Genomic DNA, 19,326 nt, shown 5'->3' with positions numbered 1-19,326 from the left:
ACAGCACAAAACGCAGGATTTTTCTGGAGAAAAATTCCTGCGTTTTTTTGGCGGAAATGTATTGACAAATCCCTGTACTATGATATAATTCAATCAAATCACAGAAAACATATATAGTTACTAGGAAATAAGGGAATAGAGATAAGGAATTAAGGAGGATATCACCATGGGTAAAATTTACGGAAGCGCACTGGAACTGATCGGAAACACACCGCTTGTAGAGGTTAAGAACGTAGAGAAGTCTGAGGGACTTGAGGCTACAGTACTTGCCAAGCTCGAGTATTTTAACCCGGCAGGAAGCGTTAAGGACAGAATCGGTAAGGCAATGATCGAGGATGCAGAGCAGAAAGGCGTTCTGAAACCAGGCGCAACCATCATCGAGCCAACATCCGGTAACACAGGAATCGGACTTGCAGCTATCGCAGCTGCCAAGGGATATAAGACAATCCTCACCATGCCGGAAACCATGAGTGTTGAGAGAAGAAACATCCTGAAAGCATATGGTGCAGAGGTAGTTCTCACAGACGGAGCCAAGGGAATGAAAGGTGCCATTGCCAAGGCAGAGGAGCTTGCCAAGGAGATCCCGGGAAGCTTTATCCCAGGACAGTTTGAGAACCCGGCCAACCCGAAGGCACATGCAGCGACTACAGGTCCGGAGATCTGGAACGATACAGACGGAAAGGTAGACATCTTCGTAGCTGGTGTTGGTACAGGCGGAACGATCACAGGTACAGGTGAGTATCTGAAGAGCCAGAACCCGAATGTGAAGGTTGTAGCTGTTGAGCCTGCAACTTCTCCTGTACTTTCCGAGGGAAAAGCAGGCCCGCATAAGATCCAGGGTATCGGCGCAGGTTTTGTTCCGGATACACTTGACACCAAGGTTTATGATGAGATCATCGCAGTAGAAAATGAGGATGCATTTGAGACATCCAAACTCCTCACCAAGAAAGAGGGAATCCTTACAGGAATTTCTTCCGGTGCAGCTCTCTATGCTGCGATCCAGCTTGCAAAACGCCCGGAGAACAAGGGAAAAGTGATCGTAGCACTTCTTCCGGACAGTGGAGACCGTTACTACTCCACACCACTGTTTACAAAATAATCGATCCGAAGACCGCTTCTTTTGCCCCGAAGCGTGATCCTGCGGGATTATTTACGGCGCTCCTGAATGCCTGTCCAAGCAGGCTGCCGGAGCGCCGGTTTTATTCTTATTTTTACCGAATCAAGTAAGTCCCCTGCGGGGTTGCGAAAAACAATAAGCATTGGATGGGGACTTGCTTGTATCAGGAGGAGTGCAGGCTCCTTCTGATAAACTGCGAAGCAGTTATTCGGTTATGAGCAAGTAGCAAAGCGGATTGCGAATATCCGCTTGACTTGTATCAGATAGTTTTTTAGGGTATAATAGAGAAAACAAACAAAACCTATTAACAATATAAAGAATAAAGTCTGCAAAGCAGATTCTGCTTCCTATGAAAGAAGATACAGGAAGCTGCCTGTGCATCACAGAGAAGGGTGCCGGTCATGGAATACAGAGGAATATTTCCGGCCGAACAGCTGCACAATAACAGAAAGAGCGAAAGGCTATAAATCAGAAGAATACTGAAATATTGGAGGTAAATATTACATGAGGATTTCTACAAGAGGAAGATATGCGCTGAGACTGATGTTGGATCTTGCTACAAATTATACAGGAAAACCGATCCGCCTGAAGGATGTGGCGAAGCGCCAGGAGATCTCAGATAAATATCTGGAGCAGATCATATCCATCCTGAACAAAGCAGGCTTTGTCCGCAGTGTCCGTGGCCCTCAGGGCGGCTATGCACTGCAGCAGACCCCGGATAAATACACGGTCGGAATGATCCTTCGTCTCACAGAAGGAAGCCTTTCCCCTGTGGAATGTCTGGACGACAACGGAGCCTTCTGTGAACGTGAGGAGAACTGTGTCACCCAGATCCTCTGGAAAAAGCTGGACGATGCTATCAAAGGTGTGGTGGATCATATAACATTGGAAGACCTGATGAACTGGCAATCCGTGAAGGCGGACGAGTACATCATATAAAAAAAACTGCGCAAGCAGCTTTTTTTTATATCACATTTTTTTACTAACATTTTACAAAACCGCGATTTTATATTTTACCTTCCATTTCTATAATAACACCTGTATTTAAGCAGTAAGCAAGTAAAAATGATCATAGAAATGAGGAGAAAAAAATCATGAAAAAAAGAATCGCAGGTATTTTAACAGCAGCACTTATAGGAACTACAGTAATGGGAACCGTTGTAATGGCAGCACCATCCGGAGCGATCGACGTAATTTCCCGTGAGGACGGATCCGGAACACGTGGAGCATTCGTAGAGCTGTTTGGGATCGAAGAAGAAAAAGACGGCGAGAAAGTAGATATGACAACACAGGAAGCAAGCATCACAAACAACACAGATGTAATGCTTACCACAGTAGCAGGCGATGAGAACTCTATCGGATACGTATCTCTGGGTTCCCTCAACGATACAGTAAAAGCAGTAAAGATCGACGGAGCAGAGGCAACAGCAGAGAACGTTGCAGATGATACATACAAGGTAGCACGTCCGTTCAACATCGTAACAGGCGACAAGCTCAGCGATGCAGCACAGGATTTCATCAACTACATCATGAGCTCTGACGGACAGGACATCATCGAAAAAGAAGGCTACATCAAAGTAGATGAAAAAGCAGAGGCATACAAAGCCGGAGATGCAAAAGGCAAAGTCGTAGTTATGGGATCTTCTTCCGTAGGACCTGTAATGGAGAAGCTTGCAGAGGCATATCAGAAAACAAACAAAAACATCACAGTAGAGGTTCAGGTCAGCGACTCCACAACAGGAATCAATAGCGCAACAGAGGGTGTATGTGATATCGGAATGGCATCCCGTGAGCTGAAGGACGAGGAAACAGAGAAAGGTGTTAAAGCTACAGAGATCGCAAAAGATGGTATCGCAGTCATCGTAAACAACGACAATGACCTTGAGGAGCTTTCAAGTGACCAGGTAAAATCCATCTTCACAGGTGATATCACAGACTGGGAAGACGTGACCAAATAAATTCCCGGATAAAAAACGATTGAAGTATCTTACAAAGAGCGGCGATCATGACAAGGTCAGGAAAGCCGCTCCGTTATATATCAGCACAGTGGATATCCACTGGAACAGAGAGAAAGGTGTCTTATGAATCATTTAGGAGAAAAGGCCATGAAGGTCGTTTTTCTCATTGCGGCCTGTGCATCGGTTCTTGCAGTATTTCTTATTTGTGTGTTCCTTTTTGCAAACGGCCTTCCTGCAATGGGAAAGATCGGTCCCTTAAAATTCCTCTTCGGAACAGAATGGAGACCAACAAACGATAAATTCGGAATCCTGCCAATGATCGTGGCAAGTATTTATGTAACTGCAGGAGCAATCCTTATCGGAGTTCCGATCGCACTTTTTACATCCGTATTTATGGCAAGATATTGCCCGAAAAAAATCTATAAACCACTGAAATCCGGTATTGAGCTTATGGCAGGCGTTCCATCCATCGTATATGGCTATTTTGGTCTGGTTCTCCTGGTACCGCTGATCCGCCAGCTGTTCGGAGGAACCGGAAGCAGTATGCTGGCAGCATGTATCCTTCTGGGAATCATGATCCTTCCGACGATCATCGGAGTTACGGAATCGGCAGTACGAAGCGTTCCGGAAAGCTACTATGAAGGCTCACTTGCGCTTGGCGCAACAAAAGAAAGAAGCATTTTCTTTGTTATGCTTCCGGCAGCAAAATCCGGAATCCTGGCAGGCGTTGTCCTTGGGATCGGACGTGCCATCGGTGAGACCATGGCCGTGATCATGGTAGCTGGAAACCAGCCACGTATGCCGAAGGGACTTCTTCAGGGTGTCCGTACCATGACTGCAAACATCGTAACAGAGATGGGATATGCATCAGGACTTCACAGAGAAGCACTGATCGCAACAGGAGTTGTGCTCTTTGTATTTATCCTCATCATTAACTTAAGTCTTTCACTGCTGAACAGGAGGGCGGAACATGCAAACTAATGTATCAGTAGCCGCGGATCCTGCGGTAGAAACAACCATGAAAAAAAGGAATACACTTACCATAGGAGATCAGCTGAAGTCTTATGCAAGACATCCTGGCGCAGGAGTCCTGGCATTCCTCACATTGCTGGGAGCTGTGATCACTTTTGCACTGCTGTTCTTCCTGATCGGCTATGTGCTTGTAAAAGGTATTCCCTATCTGAATGCAAGTCTGTTCAGCCTTACCTATACCTCAGAGAACGTTTCCCTTCTCCCGTCACTGATCAATACCCTGATCATGACACTGGTATCTCTGGCGATTGCCGCTCCGGTAGGAATCTTTGCAGCGATCTTCCTTGTGGAATATGCAAAAAAAGGCAGCCGTTTTGTAAAGCTGATCCGTATTACCGCAGAGACACTTTCCGGTATTCCATCCATCGTATATGGTCTGTTCGGTATGCTGTTCTTTGTAACTGCATTGCACTGGGGCATGTCTCTTCTTTCCGGTGCCCTGACCATGGTGATCATGGTACTTCCCCTGATCATGCGTACCGCTGAGGAAGCACTGAAATCTGTTCCGGATTCTTACCGTGAGGCAAGCTTCGGACTTGGAGCAGGCAAGCTCCGTACTATTTTTACGACTGTACTTCCCTCCGCAGTTCCTGGAATCCTGGCAGGTGTGATCCTGGCCATCGGACGTGTGGTAGGTGAGACTGCAGCACTTCTTTATACCTCCGGTACTGTTGCGGCAGTTCCAAACAGCCTGATGGGTTCCGGACGTACCCTGGCACTTCACATGTATGTGCTTTCCAGTGAGGGACTTCATGTAAACCAGGCATCTGCAACAGCAGTAGTCATTCTGGCATTTGTACTTGTTATCAACGGACTGTCCGGTCTGGTAGCCAGAAAAATTGCGAAAGGATAATGATCGATCATGAGTGAAAATACAAAAATTTCAATTGACAATATGAATCTTCATTACGGAAGCTTTCATGCCCTGAAGGGAATCAATATGGAGATCCCGGAAAAGGAGATCACAGCATTTATCGGACCAAGCGGCTGCGGTAAATCCACACTTCTGAAATCTTTAAACCGTATGAATGACCTTGTGGAAGGCTGTACCATCACAGGAAAGGTAGAGCTTGACGGGGAAGATATTTACGGAGATATGGACGTGAATCTTCTGCGTAAACGTGTGGGTATGGTATTCCAGAAGCCCAATCCGTTCCCAATGAGCATCTATGATAATATTGCATACGGCCCGAGAACACACGGTATCCGTTCCAAGGCGAAGCTGGACGAGATCGTGGAAAAATCTCTCCGTGATGCGGCCATCTGGGATGAGGTCAAGGACCGTTTGAAAAAAAGTGCTCTTGGAATGTCAGGCGGACAGCAGCAGCGTCTCTGCATTGCCCGTGCCCTGGCAGTACAGCCGGAGGTGCTTCTTATGGATGAGCCCACATCTGCCCTGGACCCTATCTCCACTTCCAAGATCGAGGATCTGGCAGTAGAGCTTAAAAAGGATTACACCATTGTCATGGTCACACATAACATGCAGCAGGCAACCCGTATCTCCGACAAGACAGCATTTTTCCTTCTTGGTGAGGTTGTGGAATTTGCGGATACAGACAAGCTGTTCTCCATGCCGGCGGATAAGCGTACAGAGGATTATATTACAGGAAGGTTTGGTTGATATTATGTCAGAACGTTTTGTAAGACAGCTGGAAGAGCTTCACGTGGAACTGATCACCATGGGAAGTCTCTGCGAAAAAGCAATTTCACTTTCTGCCAAAGCTATTCAGGGTGAAGGCGGGATGACTCTCATTGGCAAGATCTTTGAGACAGAAAAAGAGATCGATTCTCAGGAAAGAGAGATCGAAAATCTCTGTATGAAACTTCTTCTTCATGAGCATCCGGTAGCCGGTGACCTGCGAGCCATCTCCGCTGCACTGAAGATGATCTCCGACATGGAGCGTATCGGTGATCAGGCAGCAGATATTGCGGATCTTTCCAAGCATATCGAGGACAAAGCAGTTACCGGAGATATCATTAATATCCGGAAGATGGCAGAGGATACTGTCCGGATGGTTACAGAAAGCATCGATGCCTTTGTAAAAGGTGACCTGGAACTCTGCAGACAGGTGATCGATGATGATGACAAGGTAGATAATGCGTTTAATGAGATCAAGGAAAAACTGGTTGAGATCTTAAGCAGCGGAAACCCGGATGCAAGATTGGGGCTTGACATTCTTATGGCTGCGAAGTATTTTGAACGTATCGGTGATCATGCTGTAAACATTGCGGAGTGGGTAGAATACTCCATCACGGGAGTCCACAGAAACAGTGCCAGTCACACCGACAATTATCTTACCGGAGAATGATCATTTTGAGTAAAAAAATATTTAAGTATATTATGCTGGTCTCAACCATGGTTACTGTGCTGGGACTGGCATTTGTCATTGGAATCCTTTCTCATTCATTCCAGCGTCAGCTGATGAATGAGCTGAAAAAAGAAGCTGTTTTCATTTCCAGAGGAGTAGAAGCAGCAGGGACAGATTATCTGGATCAGCTGAGTAACACAGATTCCAGGATTACCTATGTGGATGAAAGTGGAAAAGTCCTCTATGATAATGAAGCAGATGTGGAAAATATGGAGAATCACGGTCACAGAAAAGAGATCCGTGAGGCAGAGCTTAACGGAGAAGGAGAAGATGAGAGAATGTCTTCCACGCTTTCCGAAAAGACCATGTACTATGCGCTGCGCCTGGACAATGGCAATGTTCTTCGTGTCTCCAGCACCCAGAAATCAGCTTTTGCGCTTGTGTGGCAGCTGGTATCGCCGCTTTTGGGCGTATTGTTTCTGATTCTTGTTCTTTCTGCGGTATTTGCCTCCAGACTTTCCGGCAGGGTGGTGGAACCTCTCAACAACCTGGATCTGGAACATCCGGAGGAGATCAATGTGTATGAAGAGGTGGAACCTCTTATCAGCAAAATCTACCGCCAGAACCGTCAGATCCGTCTGCAGCTTGAGGCAGCCAGAAGGCAGCAGAAAGAGTTTTCCATTATTACGGAGAACATGCAGGAAGGTCTTCTTGTGATCGACCGTTACACCATGGTGCTTTCCGTTAACTCCAGTGTGGGAAAACTTCTTAAGGTAAACGAAGTCCGAACAGGAGAAAGTGTGTATCTGCTGAACCGTTCCGAAGAATTCCGGGGCGTTGTGGAGCAGGTTCTTGAAGGAAATCATGAGGACAAAATTCTTCGTCTGGATGGCAGTGATATCCAGGTGATCGCCAACCCTGTCACAAGAGAAAACAAGACAGAAGGTGCGGTAATTCTTCTGGTGGACGTAACTGAAAAAGTAGAACGGGAACAGCTGCGCAGAGAATTTTCCGCCAATGTTTCCCACGAGCTGAAAACACCGCTGACTTCTATTTCCGGCTTTGCAGAGATCATGCAGGACGGATTTGTGAAGGATGAAGATGTGAAAGTTTTTGCAGGGCGTATCTATAAAGAGGCGCAGAGACTGATCCGTCTGGTTGGAGATGTGATCCGGATCTCCCGTCTGGATGAAGGCGGCCTTCCCTATCAGTGGGAAGAACTGGATCTTTACAGTATGGTTCACGATATTTTTTCCACCTTACATGAAGCTGCCGGGAAGCAGGAAGTGCATATGTATATGGAAGGTGGAAGTACCGTGCTGGAAACCGTGCCGACGATTATGGAAGAAGTTCTCTACAATGTCTGTGATAATGCTATCAAATATAACCATCAGAGTGGAGAAGTTTTTGTACGGCTGAAGGATGAAGGAGACGTAGTTCGTGTAAATGTGCGGGATACGGGAATCGGTATTCCGAAAGAAGATCAGGAACGCATCTTTGAGCGTTTTTACCGGGTGGATAAAAGTCACTCCAAGGAAATCGGAGGAACCGGTCTTGGCCTTTCCATTGTGAAGCACGGGGTAAAAACTCTGAACGGCAGGCTGTGGCTGAACAGTGAGCCGGGACAGGGAACCGAGATCATTATGGAATTTCCGAAACATCATATGGAAAATAAAGAGGCAGCAGAGTAAAAATGCTGCTTCTTTTTGTATCAGGCTGGAGAACCGGCTTCCCAGTTTGACAGACCGGATGGCTTATGCTATCTTAAGTAGTAATAATTCGAAATACAAGACGGGAAAGCGGATTAGTAGTCCGCTTTCTGTATTATAACCGGTTCGGAATACTTCCGGACGACTATACTGAGGGGAATAAAAATATGATACAGGCAATTGTTTTATTGGTGTTCCTGATCTTTCTGAATTCTGTTTTCGCAGGTGCGGAAATGGCGATTCTGTCCATGAATGAAGCGAAGATGAAGGAGCTGGCAGAAGAGGGAGATCACCGGGCGCAGATTTTGATAAAGCTTACAGAACAGCCGGCACATTTTATGACAGCGATCCGTGTAACGGTAACTACGGCCGGCTTTCTGCAGAGTGCTTTTGCAGCGGAATATTTTGCACAGCCTATGACTGCGGCACTGATAAAGGCAGGAGCAGATGTACCACAGAACATTCTGAAAATCGTATGTATGATCATTGTGACCATACTGCTTTCCTATGTAAGTCTTCTGTTCGGAGAACTGGTGCCAAGACGTCTGGGAATGAAAAATCCGGATGAGCTGTCTCTGCGTCTGGCAGGACTTCTTAAGATCGCGATGATCGCAGTCTGGCCGGCTACTGCACTTCTGACAGTAACTGCCAATGGTGTGCTGTATCTGATGGGGATCAAACCGGAAGAAAAAGAGGAGCAGGCCACAGAGGAAGAGATCCGTATGCTGCTTACAGAGGGAAATGAACAGGGCAGCATCCAGCAGGAAGAAAGCGAGATGATCCAGAATGTTTTTGACCTGGATGATACTGCGGCAGATGAGATCTGTACACACAGAAGAGATGTGGTTGTCCTCTATATGGAGGATTCAGATGAGGAATGGGAACGGATTATCAGAGAGAACCGTCACACCTTTTATCCGGTATGCGGGGAAGACCAAGATGATATTATCCATATTCTGGACACCAGAGATTATTTCCGCCTGGATGACAGATCCAGAGAAGCTGTTCTGCAGCATGCCTGTTATTCACCGTTTTTTGTACCGGAATCCATGCGTGCCAACCTGATCTTCCGGGAAATGAGGGAAAAACGGGATTATTTTGCAGTAGTGCTGGATGAATACGGCTGCTTTGTGGGAATTGTCACTCTGCATGATCTTGTGGAGACGCTGGTAGGAGATATTGACGACAGGACAGATCTGCCGAAGCCGGATGATATTGAGAAGACAGGAGAACATATCTGGAAAATACAGGGAGGAGCGATCCTGGATGATGTGGCAGAGGTCATAAATGTGGAGCTTCCTGTAGAAAAATATGATACTTTCAGCGGCTTTGTCTGCGGAGTTCTGGAACGTGTACCGGAGGACGGAGAACAGTTCCGATGCAGCTGGAAAAACCTGGATATTGTGGTAAATCAGGTCAGAAACCATACCGTTGTGGAGGGAATCGTTCATGTTCAGCCAGAGAAAAAAGTGCAGGAACAGAAAGAAGAGATCTGACAAAACCTTGTTCAGCCAGGTCATGAGACAGTTATCGGGAGAAAGATCTCCGGGGATTTATGGACATTTTCGAACATGTTGTTGCTTGAAAGTATGTTATTTTTATGACATAATAAGGAAATAACCCGAGGAAAGCTTGTGATGGGGGAGAGAAAATGCCAGGTTTTACAAGACAGATCATACTGCATACACTGACGGAACTTATGAACGAAAAACCATTGTCCAAGATCACGGTAAAGGACATCGTGGAACGCTGTGGAGTAAACAGGAATACATTTTACTACCATTTCAGAGATATTCCGGATGCAGTGGAAGCAATGGTAAAGGAAGAGCTGAATGACATTCTGAAGGATCAGAAAGTACCGGAATCAGTCAGCGACTGTATGGAAATCCTTGTCAACGCAGTTCAGAAGAACAAAAAAGCCATGATACATCTGTACCGCTCGATCCAGAGGGATGTATTTGCCGATTATCTGGATCATGCCGCAGAGCGTGTGGTGGAGGAGCTGATCAACAGGGCGGTCGGAGACTTTGAAATGGATCAGGAAGATAGGCATCTTATAAGCCGGTATTATAAATGTGTATTTGTGGGAGTGATCCTGGACTGGCTACGGCATGATATGGATTATGATATCCTGTCAGATATGCATAAGCTGGAGTATATTTACGAGAAGAGCCTTGAGAGTCAGTACAAAAATCTGAAATAAAAGCTATGATTTCAACTAAATGAAGATTAAAAATATCCATTTAGTGTAGAACAGGAATGTCCTCGAATTTTATTAAGGTATAGAAACGGTTAATTTTGAGCTGGTGTCTGAAATTTAGGCACTGGCTCTTTTTTGTCTGTTTTTTTAAACGACACAGGGATGTATAATTCAGTACAATAAATGAGAAAAAATTATCAAGGAGGGAACGTATGGATGACCTGAAACAGCTGAAGCTTGTAAAAAACATCTACATCGTCATGTCATTACTGTTCTGTGTGCTGGGTATTTTTCTGATGGCAAGGCCCAAAAGCTCTGTAAAAATGCTGTGCGTGCTTATGGGAATCATGCTGATCCTGTACGGAGCTATTAAGATCAGCGGATATTTCACGAGAGATGTTTTCTGTCTGGCATTTCAGTTTGATCTGGCTTTCGGGATCCTGCTGATGGCAGTGGGAGTGATCCTGATAGCCAGAAAAAATTTCGCAGTGGATCTTATTTTTTCCGTGTTCGGAATCCTGATCCTGGCAGATGCCCTGTTTAAGATCCAGATGTCTGTAGATGCGAAGAGATTCGGTCTGGCGTTGTGGTGGCAGATCCTGCTGATCGCACTGGTCACCGGAGTGATCGGAGTTCTGGTTTTTATCAGACCATTTGAAGCAGCAGCTATGATGATGGTGTTGGTAGGATTTTCCATTTTACTGGAAGGGATCCTCAATCTATGGGTCGGGATCCTGACGATCAAGATCATCAAGAGTCGGCTTTAAACATAAATATAAAAATAACCAATCACTTTAGATAATAACATAGGAGGAAATAGAGTATGGGAATCGTAGACAAAGCAAAACAGGCAGCGATCGCAGCTACCGTAACAAAAGCACTGGATTATCTTGAGAAGGATCCGGAGACAAATATACCGAAGATTATGGAAATGGTTGATAAAGTAACACCGGATGGCTGGTATGCAGGACAGAGAAATGCGATCCGTCACTCCATCGAGGCAAAGGACAACTGGTATCAGCTGATCCTTCGTATGTATCAGCTGGATGCGGGAGTACGCCAGACATTCTTCCGTAACTTTATTGTAAATGCCAGCCTTAAGGGAAGCGCAACACAGGAAAAAGTATCCGAAGAGAATGACTGCAATGTACCGTGGGCAATCCTTCTTGACCCAACCAGCGCATGTAACCTTCACTGCACAGGATGCTGGGCAGCAGAGTATGGCCACAAACTGAACCTGGATCTTGAGACCATCGATTCTATTGTTAAACAGGGTAAAGAGCTGGGAACTTATATGTACATCTACACAGGCGGTGAGCCTCTTGTCCGCAAAAAAGACCTTATTAAGATCTGTGAGATGCATCCGGACTGCGAGTTCCTTTCCTTCACAAACGGAACTCTTATTGACGAAGAATTCTGTCAGGAAATGCTCCGTGTGAAAAACTTTGTTCCGGCTATCAGCCTTGAGGGAACAGAGGCAACTACAGACGGACGACGTGGAGATGGCGTATACCAGAAGGTTATGCATGCCATGGAGCTTTTGAAGAGCCACGGACTTCCGTTCGGTGTTTCCACATGCTACACATCTGCAAACGTAGATGCAGTAAGCAGCGAGGAGTACTTCGATCATCTGATCGAGTGCGGAGCTTATTTTGCATGGTTCTTCCACTATATGCCGGTTGGAAATGATGCGGCAGCAGATCTTCTTCCCACACCGGAGCAGAGAATCAAAATGTACGACAGCGTCCGCAGATTCCGTGCCACAAAATCTCTCTTCACTATGGACTTCCAGAATGATGCAGAGTATGTAGGCGGATGTATCGCAGGTGGCCGCCGTTACCTTCATATCAATGCAAACGGAGATGTGGATCCTTGTGTATTCATTCATTTCTCCAATGCGAACATTAAAGAATGTACACTTCTTGAGGCGCTGAAGAGCCCGATCTTTATGGAGTATCATAAAGGACAGCCATTCAACAAGAACATGCTTCGTCCATGTCCGATGCTTGAGAATCCGGAGCTTCTCCGCAAGATGGTTGAGCGTGCAGGAGCGAAATCTACAGACCTTCAGTCTCCTGAGACAGCGGAGCATCTCTGTGCAAAATGTGACCACTATGCAGAAGTATGGAAAAAACAGGCAGATGAGCTCTGGGATGAGAGCCAGGCGAAAAAAGCTGCAAAAAAATCAACAACTTGTTAATTAATACTTGATATAGATGGTGGGATACTGTATAATGAACCCGTTTTTCAGGAGTCTGAAATAACAGTTCAGATAAGAGTGTCGAAACAGAAGAGACACGATACGTGTACTGACAGATAACAGGGCGGTTATATTCAGCAGTGGGTATAACTGCCTTCTTTTTTATGTTATCGTCAGGACATAGGGAAAGAAAGGATGGATTCATTATGGAAAAACAGGAGAAAAACACAGCCAGCCCTTATGAGCTGGACGGACGCCCACCTCTTAAGGTGGCAATTCCCCTTGGACTGCAGCACGTGCTTGCCATGTTTGTGGGTAACCTTACCCCGCTTCTTATCATCACGGCAGCCTGCGGAATTGAAGCAGGAGGGGATCTTCAGGTTGCATTACTTCAGAATGCAATGCTGATCGCAGGAATTGTTACACTTGTACAGGTCTTTACGATCGGACCGGTCGGTGGCAAGCTTCCTATCGTTATGGGAACAAGTTCAGGCTTCATCGGCGTATGTCAGAGTGTTGCCGGAGTTATGGGAAATGGTGTCGTAGCCTACGGCGCGATCATGGCAGCATGTTTTATCGGCGGTCTTTTTGAGACGGTTCTGGGAAGCTTTCTGAAACCTTTGAGAAAATTTTTCCCGTCTGTTGTAACCGGTACCGTTGTACTTTCAATTGGTCTTTCACTGATCGGTGTGGGAATCAGCTCCTTTGGAGGCGGAAGCTCCGCAAAGGATTACGGTTCTCTGGAAAACCTTTTCGTAGGTTTTGTGGTTCTGATCGTGATCATTGCACTGAAGCACGGAACAAAAGGTTTCACAAGCTTTTCTTCGATCCTCATCGGTATTATCGTGGGATATATTCTGGTAAGTATCATGGCACTGGTACTTCCAACAACATTTACATATGTAGATGATACAGGTGCCACTGTAGAAGCTACAAAAGCCTGGGTTCTGAACTGGGATAAGGTTGCACAGGCAAAATGGTTTGCAGTACCTGCACTTATGCCTGTAAAATGGGTATTTGACGCACGTGCCATCGTGCCGATCCTGATCATGTTTATTGTAACTGCAGTGGAGACTGTTGGTGATATTTCCGGAATCACAGAGGGTGGTCTTGGAAGAGAAGCTACTGATAAAGAGCTTTCCGGTGGTGTTATGTGTGACGGTCTTGGTTCTTCCTTTGCAGCACTGTTCGGTGTACTGCCGAATACTTCCTTCAGCCAGAACGTTGGTCTGGTTGCCATGAATAAGGTTGTAAACCGTTTCTGTATCGCTACTGGTGGAATCTTCCTGATCGCATGTGGACTGTTCCCGAAACTGGCTGCGCTGATCTCTATCATGCCGCAGAGTGTTCTGGGCGGCGCTGCTGTTATGATGTTCTCATCGATCGTTGTCAGTGGTATCCAGCTGATCACCAAGTGGCCGGTAGGACCAAGAAACGTTACCATCGTTTCTGTTGCACTGGGTCTTGGCTATGGACTTGGTTCCAATACAGCGATCCTTGTGCATCTGCCACAGGCTATCAGTCTGATCTTCGGTGGTTCCGGTATTGTACCGGCAGCGGTGTTTGCGATTATTCTTAATATTGTTCTTCCGAAGGATGAGAAGAGTGAGATTGAGAGAGCTGAGGAGATGTTGGAGAAAGTTAAGAATAAATAAAAAAGTGTAAGAATAAAAAGAGTTTTTTTCTTTTTTGAGACTGTTGGACTTTATTGGTCTGACGGTCTCTTTTTTTATATGTTTTTATTTTTTTTATTTTTAGGATAAAGGTTCGGCCTTTTGGAAGGCGGTAATTTGCGAGAAGGGGATGCACTCGGAGTTGCGAAGGCCGTCTCCCCTTCTCGCGCTCTTCCCCTCCTGGCCACGCCGCTGTTCTGCGTTGTGGTGGGCGTGAATGTTCTGACAGGGTGCGGGATTCGGGGGTGTTGAGGAGGGGAGGCTGTGCCGCTCTGTTGGGTGGTGGATAATAATAAAAAGGATCTGTAAAAGGCGAGATTTTACAAATAGTTCTGCCTTTTTCAGATCCTTTTTTGGTTAGTAATTGTAGGCTCCCTCATAAGCATTGCATCGTTCCTTCCGATGTCCCTGCTCTACACAGGAGCTGCACCGGTCACAAAATTCCTGTTCATAGCAGGTAGAACAGACACATCCCTTACAGGCATCCCGGTCATAAGCCGGCGTGCAGGTAAAAGGAAGAGTATCCTTCGTAGTTTCCGTACTCATAAAGATCACGCTCCTTTTTTCTATATTATAGACCTATCAAAAAAGCGTTTCAATACAAATAATCAGAAAATACAAAAAGATACCTGATAAAAAGTTACTGTTCACTCCGTTTTCAGTAATACGCTTTGTGATGCACAGAATTTATACTGATCGTATAAATTCGCGCGGTATGTCTCGGGCTTTCTGTGACCTTCGCTCACAAAAAACACCTCGCGGAATATTACCATTGAATAGTAAGGATAAAAATCGGCACAACACTTCACATCCAACACAGTAGAATCCATCATCCCGCCAATACAGAATCACATTCCACAACGCAGAACAGCGGCGTGGCCAGGAGGGGAAGAGCGCGAGAAGGGGAGACGGCTTTCGCTAACTCCGAGTGCATCCCCTTCTCGCAACCCTGCCCACGCCAAAGTGTCCCCTAGAAAGGAAAAAACCCAACTCACAGCAGTTCACAACAGCAGAAAAAAAGTGCCAGCTAATAAGGATGCCACAACATCCTTATCCTACCGGGAGGAGCTCCACCGTCCGGAAGCTCCGCAAGGAAGAACCAGACCACTTTCTGTTACAGGAAGTCCGATCTCCTGTGACTCTACATTACCCTTCCAGGGCTTCAGCTCCGTAGCAAGCATATAAGTCAGAACAGCCGGTGCAAGACCTGTAGTATAGGAATTTACCAGGAAAAACAGCGGATCATCACTGAGAATCTTCGTACAAAGCTTGATCAGCGGATGGATCGCATCCTCGATCTTCCAGATCTCGCCCTTAGGTCCGCGGCCGTAAGAAGGCGGGTCCATAATGATCGCATCATAATGATTTCCTCTGCGGATCTCACGCTCTACGAACTTCACGCAGTCATCCACAAGCCAGCGGATCGGCGCACCGGAAAGTCCGGAAGCAGCAGCATTCTCTTTTGCCCAGTTCACCATACCCTTGGAAGCGTCCACGTGAGTAACGGAAGCGCCGGCTGCAGCTGCAGCCAGAGTAGCGCCGCCGGTATAGGCAAAAAGATTCAGCACCTTGATCGGGCGTCCTGCATTGCGGATCTTTTCACCGAACCAGTCCCAGTTCACAGCCTGCTCCGGGAAAAGTCCTGTATGCTTGAAGCTGAAAGGCTTCAGATTAAAAGTAAGGTCCTTGTAATGAAGCTCCCACTGATGAGGCAGATCAAAGAACTCCCACTCACCGCCGCCACGGCTGCTTCTGTGATAATGTCCGTTCATATGCTTCCAGCCACGGTTTTTGCGGGGAGTATCCCAGATTACCTGCGGGTCCGGACGAACCAGAAGATAATCCCCCCAGCGCTCCAGCTTTTCTCCTTTTGATGTATCAATAACTTCATATTCTTTCCATCCATCTGCAATCCACATGATGATCAATACCTCTTTCATAATAGTAAATTTATAAGATATATATATCATTTTTATATAGCATTTCCGGAGATTACTATACCAGATCCGGCTGACCGGGACATGAATCCATAAAAACGCCATAATAATGTTTTTTCCAGTATAGAGGAAAAATGGATGCTGTGCAAGAGAAGTGCAGGATTTTCCACGAAAGATTTGACAACAGCGCTTTTACATACTAAAATGTACGCAGAGATTTTCTGCCGGGGCAGAGGCTTTCCGCTTCCGTGAAACTGTGGCTGTTTTTTGCGGAAGAGATTTTGCAGAGAATTCCTGACAGACAGAAATCGTTAACAGAAGAAACACAGCAACCGCAGATATGAAACTGTGCACAAAAAGAGGAGAAGCAAACTTATGAAAAAATATTGTGAGATGAGCAGGGAAGAGCTACTCGATTTAAAGAAAGAACTTGACCGTGAGTTCGACGAGATCAAAGCCGAAGGTCTGGCACTGGATATGTCCCGTGGTAAACCGGCACCGGATCAGCTTGATCTTTCCATGAAAATGATGGAAGTACTTGCGGGCGATGCAGATCTGAAATGTGAGACCGGTGTGGACTGCCGTAACTATGGTGTCATCGACGGAATCCCGGAAGCCAAGAGACTTCTCGGCGAGATGTCTGAGGTAGAGCCTGAGAACATCATCATTTATGGTAACTCCAGCCTGAACGTAATGTTCGATACCATTGCACGTTCCTATTCTCACGGAGTTATGGGAAATACACCGTGGTGCAAGCTTGACAAGGTGAAATTCCTCTGTCCTGTACCTGGATATGACCGTCATTTCCGTATCACAGAATTTTTCGGCATTGAGATGATCAACATTCCGATGTCTCCGGAAGGCCCGGATATGGATATGGTTGAGAAATACGTCAATGAAGATCCGGCAGTAAAAGGTATCTGGTGTGTTCCGAAATACTCCAATCCACAGGGTTATACCTATTCAGAGGAAACAGTTAAGCGTTTTGCACATCTGAAACCAGCAGCACCGGACTTCCGTATTTACTGGGATAACGCTTACAGCATTCATCATCTCTATGATGACAATCAGGATTTCCTTCTTGAGATCCTTGATGAGTGTGCGAAAGCAGGCAATCCGGATATTGTTTATAAATTTACTTCTACCTCCAAGGTAAGCTTCCCTGGTTCCGGTATCGCAGCAGTTGCTGCATCCAAAGCAAACCTGGATGACTTCCGCAAATATATGACTGTACAGACTATCGGACACGACAAGCTGAACCAGCTCCGTCACGTTCGCTTCTTCAAAGATATCAACGGACTGCATGAGCATATGAGAAAACACGCAGATATTCTCCGTCCGAAATTCGAGCTTGTTCTTGCAACACTGGATAAAGAACTTAACGGACTTGGAATCGGTGAGTGGACGAAACCTCACGGTGGATATTTCATTTCCTTTGATGCAATGGAAGGCTGTGCGAAAGCCATTGTTGCCAAAGCAAAAGAAGCAGGTGTTGTCATGACTGGCGCCGGAGCAACCTATCCATATGGAAAGGATCCGAAAGACAGCAACATCCGTATTGCACCAAGCTATCCAAGCGTTGAGGAACTTGGCAAGGCAGCAGAGGTATTTGTTCTCTGTGTGAAGCTTGTAAGTGTGGAAAAACTTCTGGAGAAATAAATCGATCACATCAGACTGCCCGGTATTTCAGCGTACGTAATACCGGGCAGTCATAACTATCGGAGAGAGATCATGGGTGAGGAAAAAGAAAAAATGAAAACCGGCAAAAAGGTGATCATTGCACTGATCATAATCCTGCTGATCTTTACAGCAGCAGCTTATGGATACGGTGTGCATTATTTTACAGATCATTTCTTACCGGGATCACAGGTAAACGGTTTTAACTGCTCCTATAAAACTGCAGACGAAACTGAGAAACTTCTTGCAAAAGAAGTGCAGGCATATGTCCTTACTGTGGAAACAAGAAACAACGGAAAAGAGAGCATTACCGCAAAAGAAGCAGGTTTGGTCTACAAACCGGATGGCGGAGCCAGGAAACTGATCAAAAAGCAGGACCGTTATAAATGGTTCCTTGCATTTAATCAGAAGAAAAAATATACACTGGCAACAGATACCACTTATGAAGATCAGAACAAGCTGACAGAAACCGTAAAAAAACTGAAATGTATGCAGAAAGACAAGATGGAGAAACCTGTAGATGCATGCATTAAAGACACTGGCGAGTCTTATGAGATCCAGCCGGAAAAAGAAGGAACCACACTGGACACCAAGAAAGTGCAGAAAGTGATCCGAAAAGCAGTTTCTGCCGGAGATGTAACAGTCAGCCTGGAAAAAAACAACTGCTATAAAAAACCATCCGTATATAAAGACGACAAAACCCTGAAAAAAGAATGTGACCAGATGAACAAGCTTACCAGCTGTGTGATCACATATGATTTTTCAGACCGTTCCGAGCAGCTTGACCGGAATACTATTAAGGACTGGCTTGTTAAAGACGCAAACGGAGATTATTCTGTAGATAAAAATCAGGTTGCGGCATATGTAAACAGCCTGGGTTATAAATATGATACGTTTGGATGCACCAGGACATTTACTACTTACGATGGCCGTCAGAAGACCATCCAGGGCGGTGATTATGGTTGGGCTATCGACCAGACAACAGAGACGGAATGGCTTTATAATGCAATCCTTGCGGGAACTACAGAAGTAAGACAGCCTGCTTATGCTTACAGTGGCCTTTGCAGAGATACCAATGATATTGGAAATACCTATGTAGAAATTGACCTGACCAACCAGAGAATGGTATTTTATAAAGATGGACAGCTTCTGGTAGACACACCGGTAGTTACCGGCTGTGTGCGAAAGGGACATGCCACACCAACCGGATGCTTTGCGCTGGATGCCATGCGTTCACCGGCGGTCCTCAAAGGACCTGGATATGCGTCGCCGGTTACATACTGGATGCCGTTTTCCGGGGGAGTTGGAATCCATGATGCAAGCTGGCGTTCACAGTATGGCGGACAGATCTATATAACCAATGGTTCTCATGGGTGCGTAAATACCCCGAAGGATCAGGCTGCAATCATTTACAATAATATTAGCGTAGGAGTACCGATCGTAGTTTATGAATAAGAGACTAAAAGAAATATTAAAAGGATACGAAGAAAGAAAACATAAAATTATCAAGGGAG

Annotated in this window: 17 protein-coding genes; 15 read left to right on the top strand and 2 right to left on the bottom strand. The window is 45.8% G+C overall.

The genetic code is table 11. The features are described 5' to 3' along the window. The first annotated feature begins 166 nt into the window (after positions 1 to 166). The 13 genes from cysK (at position 167) to AC04Q6_RS06365 (ending at position 14,180) form a co-directional block, all read left to right on the top strand. Positions 167 to 1,099 carry a cysteine synthase A gene (cysK, locus tag AC04Q6_RS06425; protein WP_119248087.1) on the top strand — a complete coding sequence of 311 codons (933 nt, stop codon included), beginning with the start codon at positions 167 to 169 and terminating at the stop codon, positions 1,097 to 1,099. A gap of 522 nt (positions 1,100 to 1,621) precedes the next feature. Further along, positions 1,622 to 2,056: an RrF2 family transcriptional regulator gene (locus tag AC04Q6_RS06420; protein WP_021977005.1), complete on the top strand. Its 435-nt coding sequence runs from the start codon at positions 1,622 to 1,624 to the stop codon at positions 2,054 to 2,056. Positions 2,057 to 2,211: 155 nt separating this feature from the next. After that, positions 2,212 to 3,075, top strand: a complete 864-nt coding sequence (locus tag AC04Q6_RS06415; protein WP_021652475.1) for a substrate-binding domain-containing protein — start codon at positions 2,212 to 2,214, stop codon at positions 3,073 to 3,075. Between the two features lie 123 nt (positions 3,076 to 3,198). After that, positions 3,199 to 4,056, top strand: a complete 858-nt coding sequence (pstC, locus tag AC04Q6_RS06410) for a phosphate ABC transporter permease subunit PstC (RefSeq protein ID WP_118061759.1) — start codon at positions 3,199 to 3,201, stop codon at positions 4,054 to 4,056. Then, positions 4,046 to 4,960, top strand: a complete 915-nt coding sequence (gene pstA, locus AC04Q6_RS06405; RefSeq protein WP_330636772.1) for a phosphate ABC transporter permease PstA — start codon at positions 4,046 to 4,048, stop codon at positions 4,958 to 4,960. The genes pstC and pstA overlap by 11 nt, the downstream gene beginning before the upstream one ends. 9 nt (positions 4,961 to 4,969) lie before the next feature. Beyond that, the gene (gene pstB, locus AC04Q6_RS06400) at positions 4,970 to 5,728 is read left to right on the top strand and encodes a phosphate ABC transporter ATP-binding protein PstB (protein ID WP_015526284.1); all 759 of its coding nucleotides are present in this window, start codon (positions 4,970 to 4,972) and stop codon (positions 5,726 to 5,728) included. Positions 5,729 to 5,732: 4 nt separating this feature from the next. Beyond that, positions 5,733 to 6,416, top strand: a complete 684-nt coding sequence (gene phoU, locus AC04Q6_RS06395; RefSeq protein ID WP_021977009.1) for a phosphate signaling complex protein PhoU — start codon at positions 5,733 to 5,735, stop codon at positions 6,414 to 6,416. 5 nt (positions 6,417 to 6,421) lie between these two features. Beyond that, positions 6,422 to 8,107, top strand: a complete 1,686-nt coding sequence (locus tag AC04Q6_RS06390) for a sensor histidine kinase (RefSeq protein WP_330636770.1) — start codon at positions 6,422 to 6,424, stop codon at positions 8,105 to 8,107. A gap of 185 nt (positions 8,108 to 8,292) precedes the next feature. Next, the gene (locus AC04Q6_RS06385) at positions 8,293 to 9,621 is read left to right on the top strand and encodes a hemolysin family protein (RefSeq protein WP_242997034.1); all 1,329 of its coding nucleotides are present in this window, start codon (positions 8,293 to 8,295) and stop codon (positions 9,619 to 9,621) included. 155 nt (positions 9,622 to 9,776) lie between these two features. Then, the gene (locus AC04Q6_RS06380; protein WP_092069733.1) at positions 9,777 to 10,328 is read left to right on the top strand and encodes a TetR/AcrR family transcriptional regulator C-terminal domain-containing protein; all 552 of its coding nucleotides are present in this window, start codon (positions 9,777 to 9,779) and stop codon (positions 10,326 to 10,328) included. A gap of 209 nt (positions 10,329 to 10,537) precedes the next feature. Then, positions 10,538 to 11,092: an HdeD family acid-resistance protein gene (locus tag AC04Q6_RS06375; protein WP_118070886.1), complete on the top strand. Its 555-nt coding sequence runs from the start codon at positions 10,538 to 10,540 to the stop codon at positions 11,090 to 11,092. 56 nt (positions 11,093 to 11,148) lie between these two features. Further along, positions 11,149 to 12,525, top strand: a complete 1,377-nt coding sequence (locus AC04Q6_RS06370; RefSeq protein WP_173771901.1) for a radical SAM/SPASM domain-containing protein — start codon at positions 11,149 to 11,151, stop codon at positions 12,523 to 12,525. A 206-nt stretch (positions 12,526 to 12,731) separates the two neighbouring features. Further along, a complete protein-coding gene (locus AC04Q6_RS06365) occupies positions 12,732 to 14,180 on the top strand; it encodes a uracil-xanthine permease family protein (RefSeq protein ID WP_178808556.1) in 1,449 nt (482 codons plus the stop codon). 375 nt (positions 14,181 to 14,555) lie between these two features. On the opposite strand, the gene AC04Q6_RS06360 is transcribed toward AC04Q6_RS06365, so the two are convergent. Both AC04Q6_RS06360 and AC04Q6_RS06355 read right to left on the bottom strand, forming a co-directional pair. Further along, a complete protein-coding gene (locus AC04Q6_RS06360; protein WP_015526276.1) occupies positions 14,556 to 14,744 on the bottom strand; it encodes a hypothetical protein in 189 nt (62 codons plus the stop codon). Positions 14,745 to 15,253: 509 nt separating this feature from the next. Beyond that, positions 15,254 to 16,117, bottom strand: coding sequence for a class I SAM-dependent methyltransferase (locus AC04Q6_RS06355; protein WP_092069884.1), 864 nt, complete (start codon positions 16,115 to 16,117; stop codon positions 15,254 to 15,256). A 393-nt stretch (positions 16,118 to 16,510) separates the two neighbouring features. Here AC04Q6_RS06355 and AC04Q6_RS06350 point away from each other — a divergent pair, with 393 nt between their 5' ends. Both AC04Q6_RS06350 and AC04Q6_RS06345 read left to right on the top strand, forming a co-directional pair. After that, on the top strand, positions 16,511 to 17,794 hold the full coding sequence (locus tag AC04Q6_RS06350; RefSeq protein WP_476389589.1) for an aspartate aminotransferase type Ic: 1,284 nt from the start codon (positions 16,511 to 16,513) through the stop codon (positions 17,792 to 17,794). Between the two features lie 72 nt (positions 17,795 to 17,866). Next, positions 17,867 to 19,267: a L,D-transpeptidase family protein gene (locus AC04Q6_RS06345; protein WP_118061769.1), complete on the top strand. Its 1,401-nt coding sequence runs from the start codon at positions 17,867 to 17,869 to the stop codon at positions 19,265 to 19,267. The last annotated feature ends 59 nt before the right edge of the window (positions 19,268 to 19,326 follow it).

The organism is Blautia sp. HA9023 (assembly GCF_056504095.1).
The sequence above is the reverse complement of the archived record's forward strand: the minus strand, read 5'-3'. Positions and strand labels throughout refer to the sequence as shown.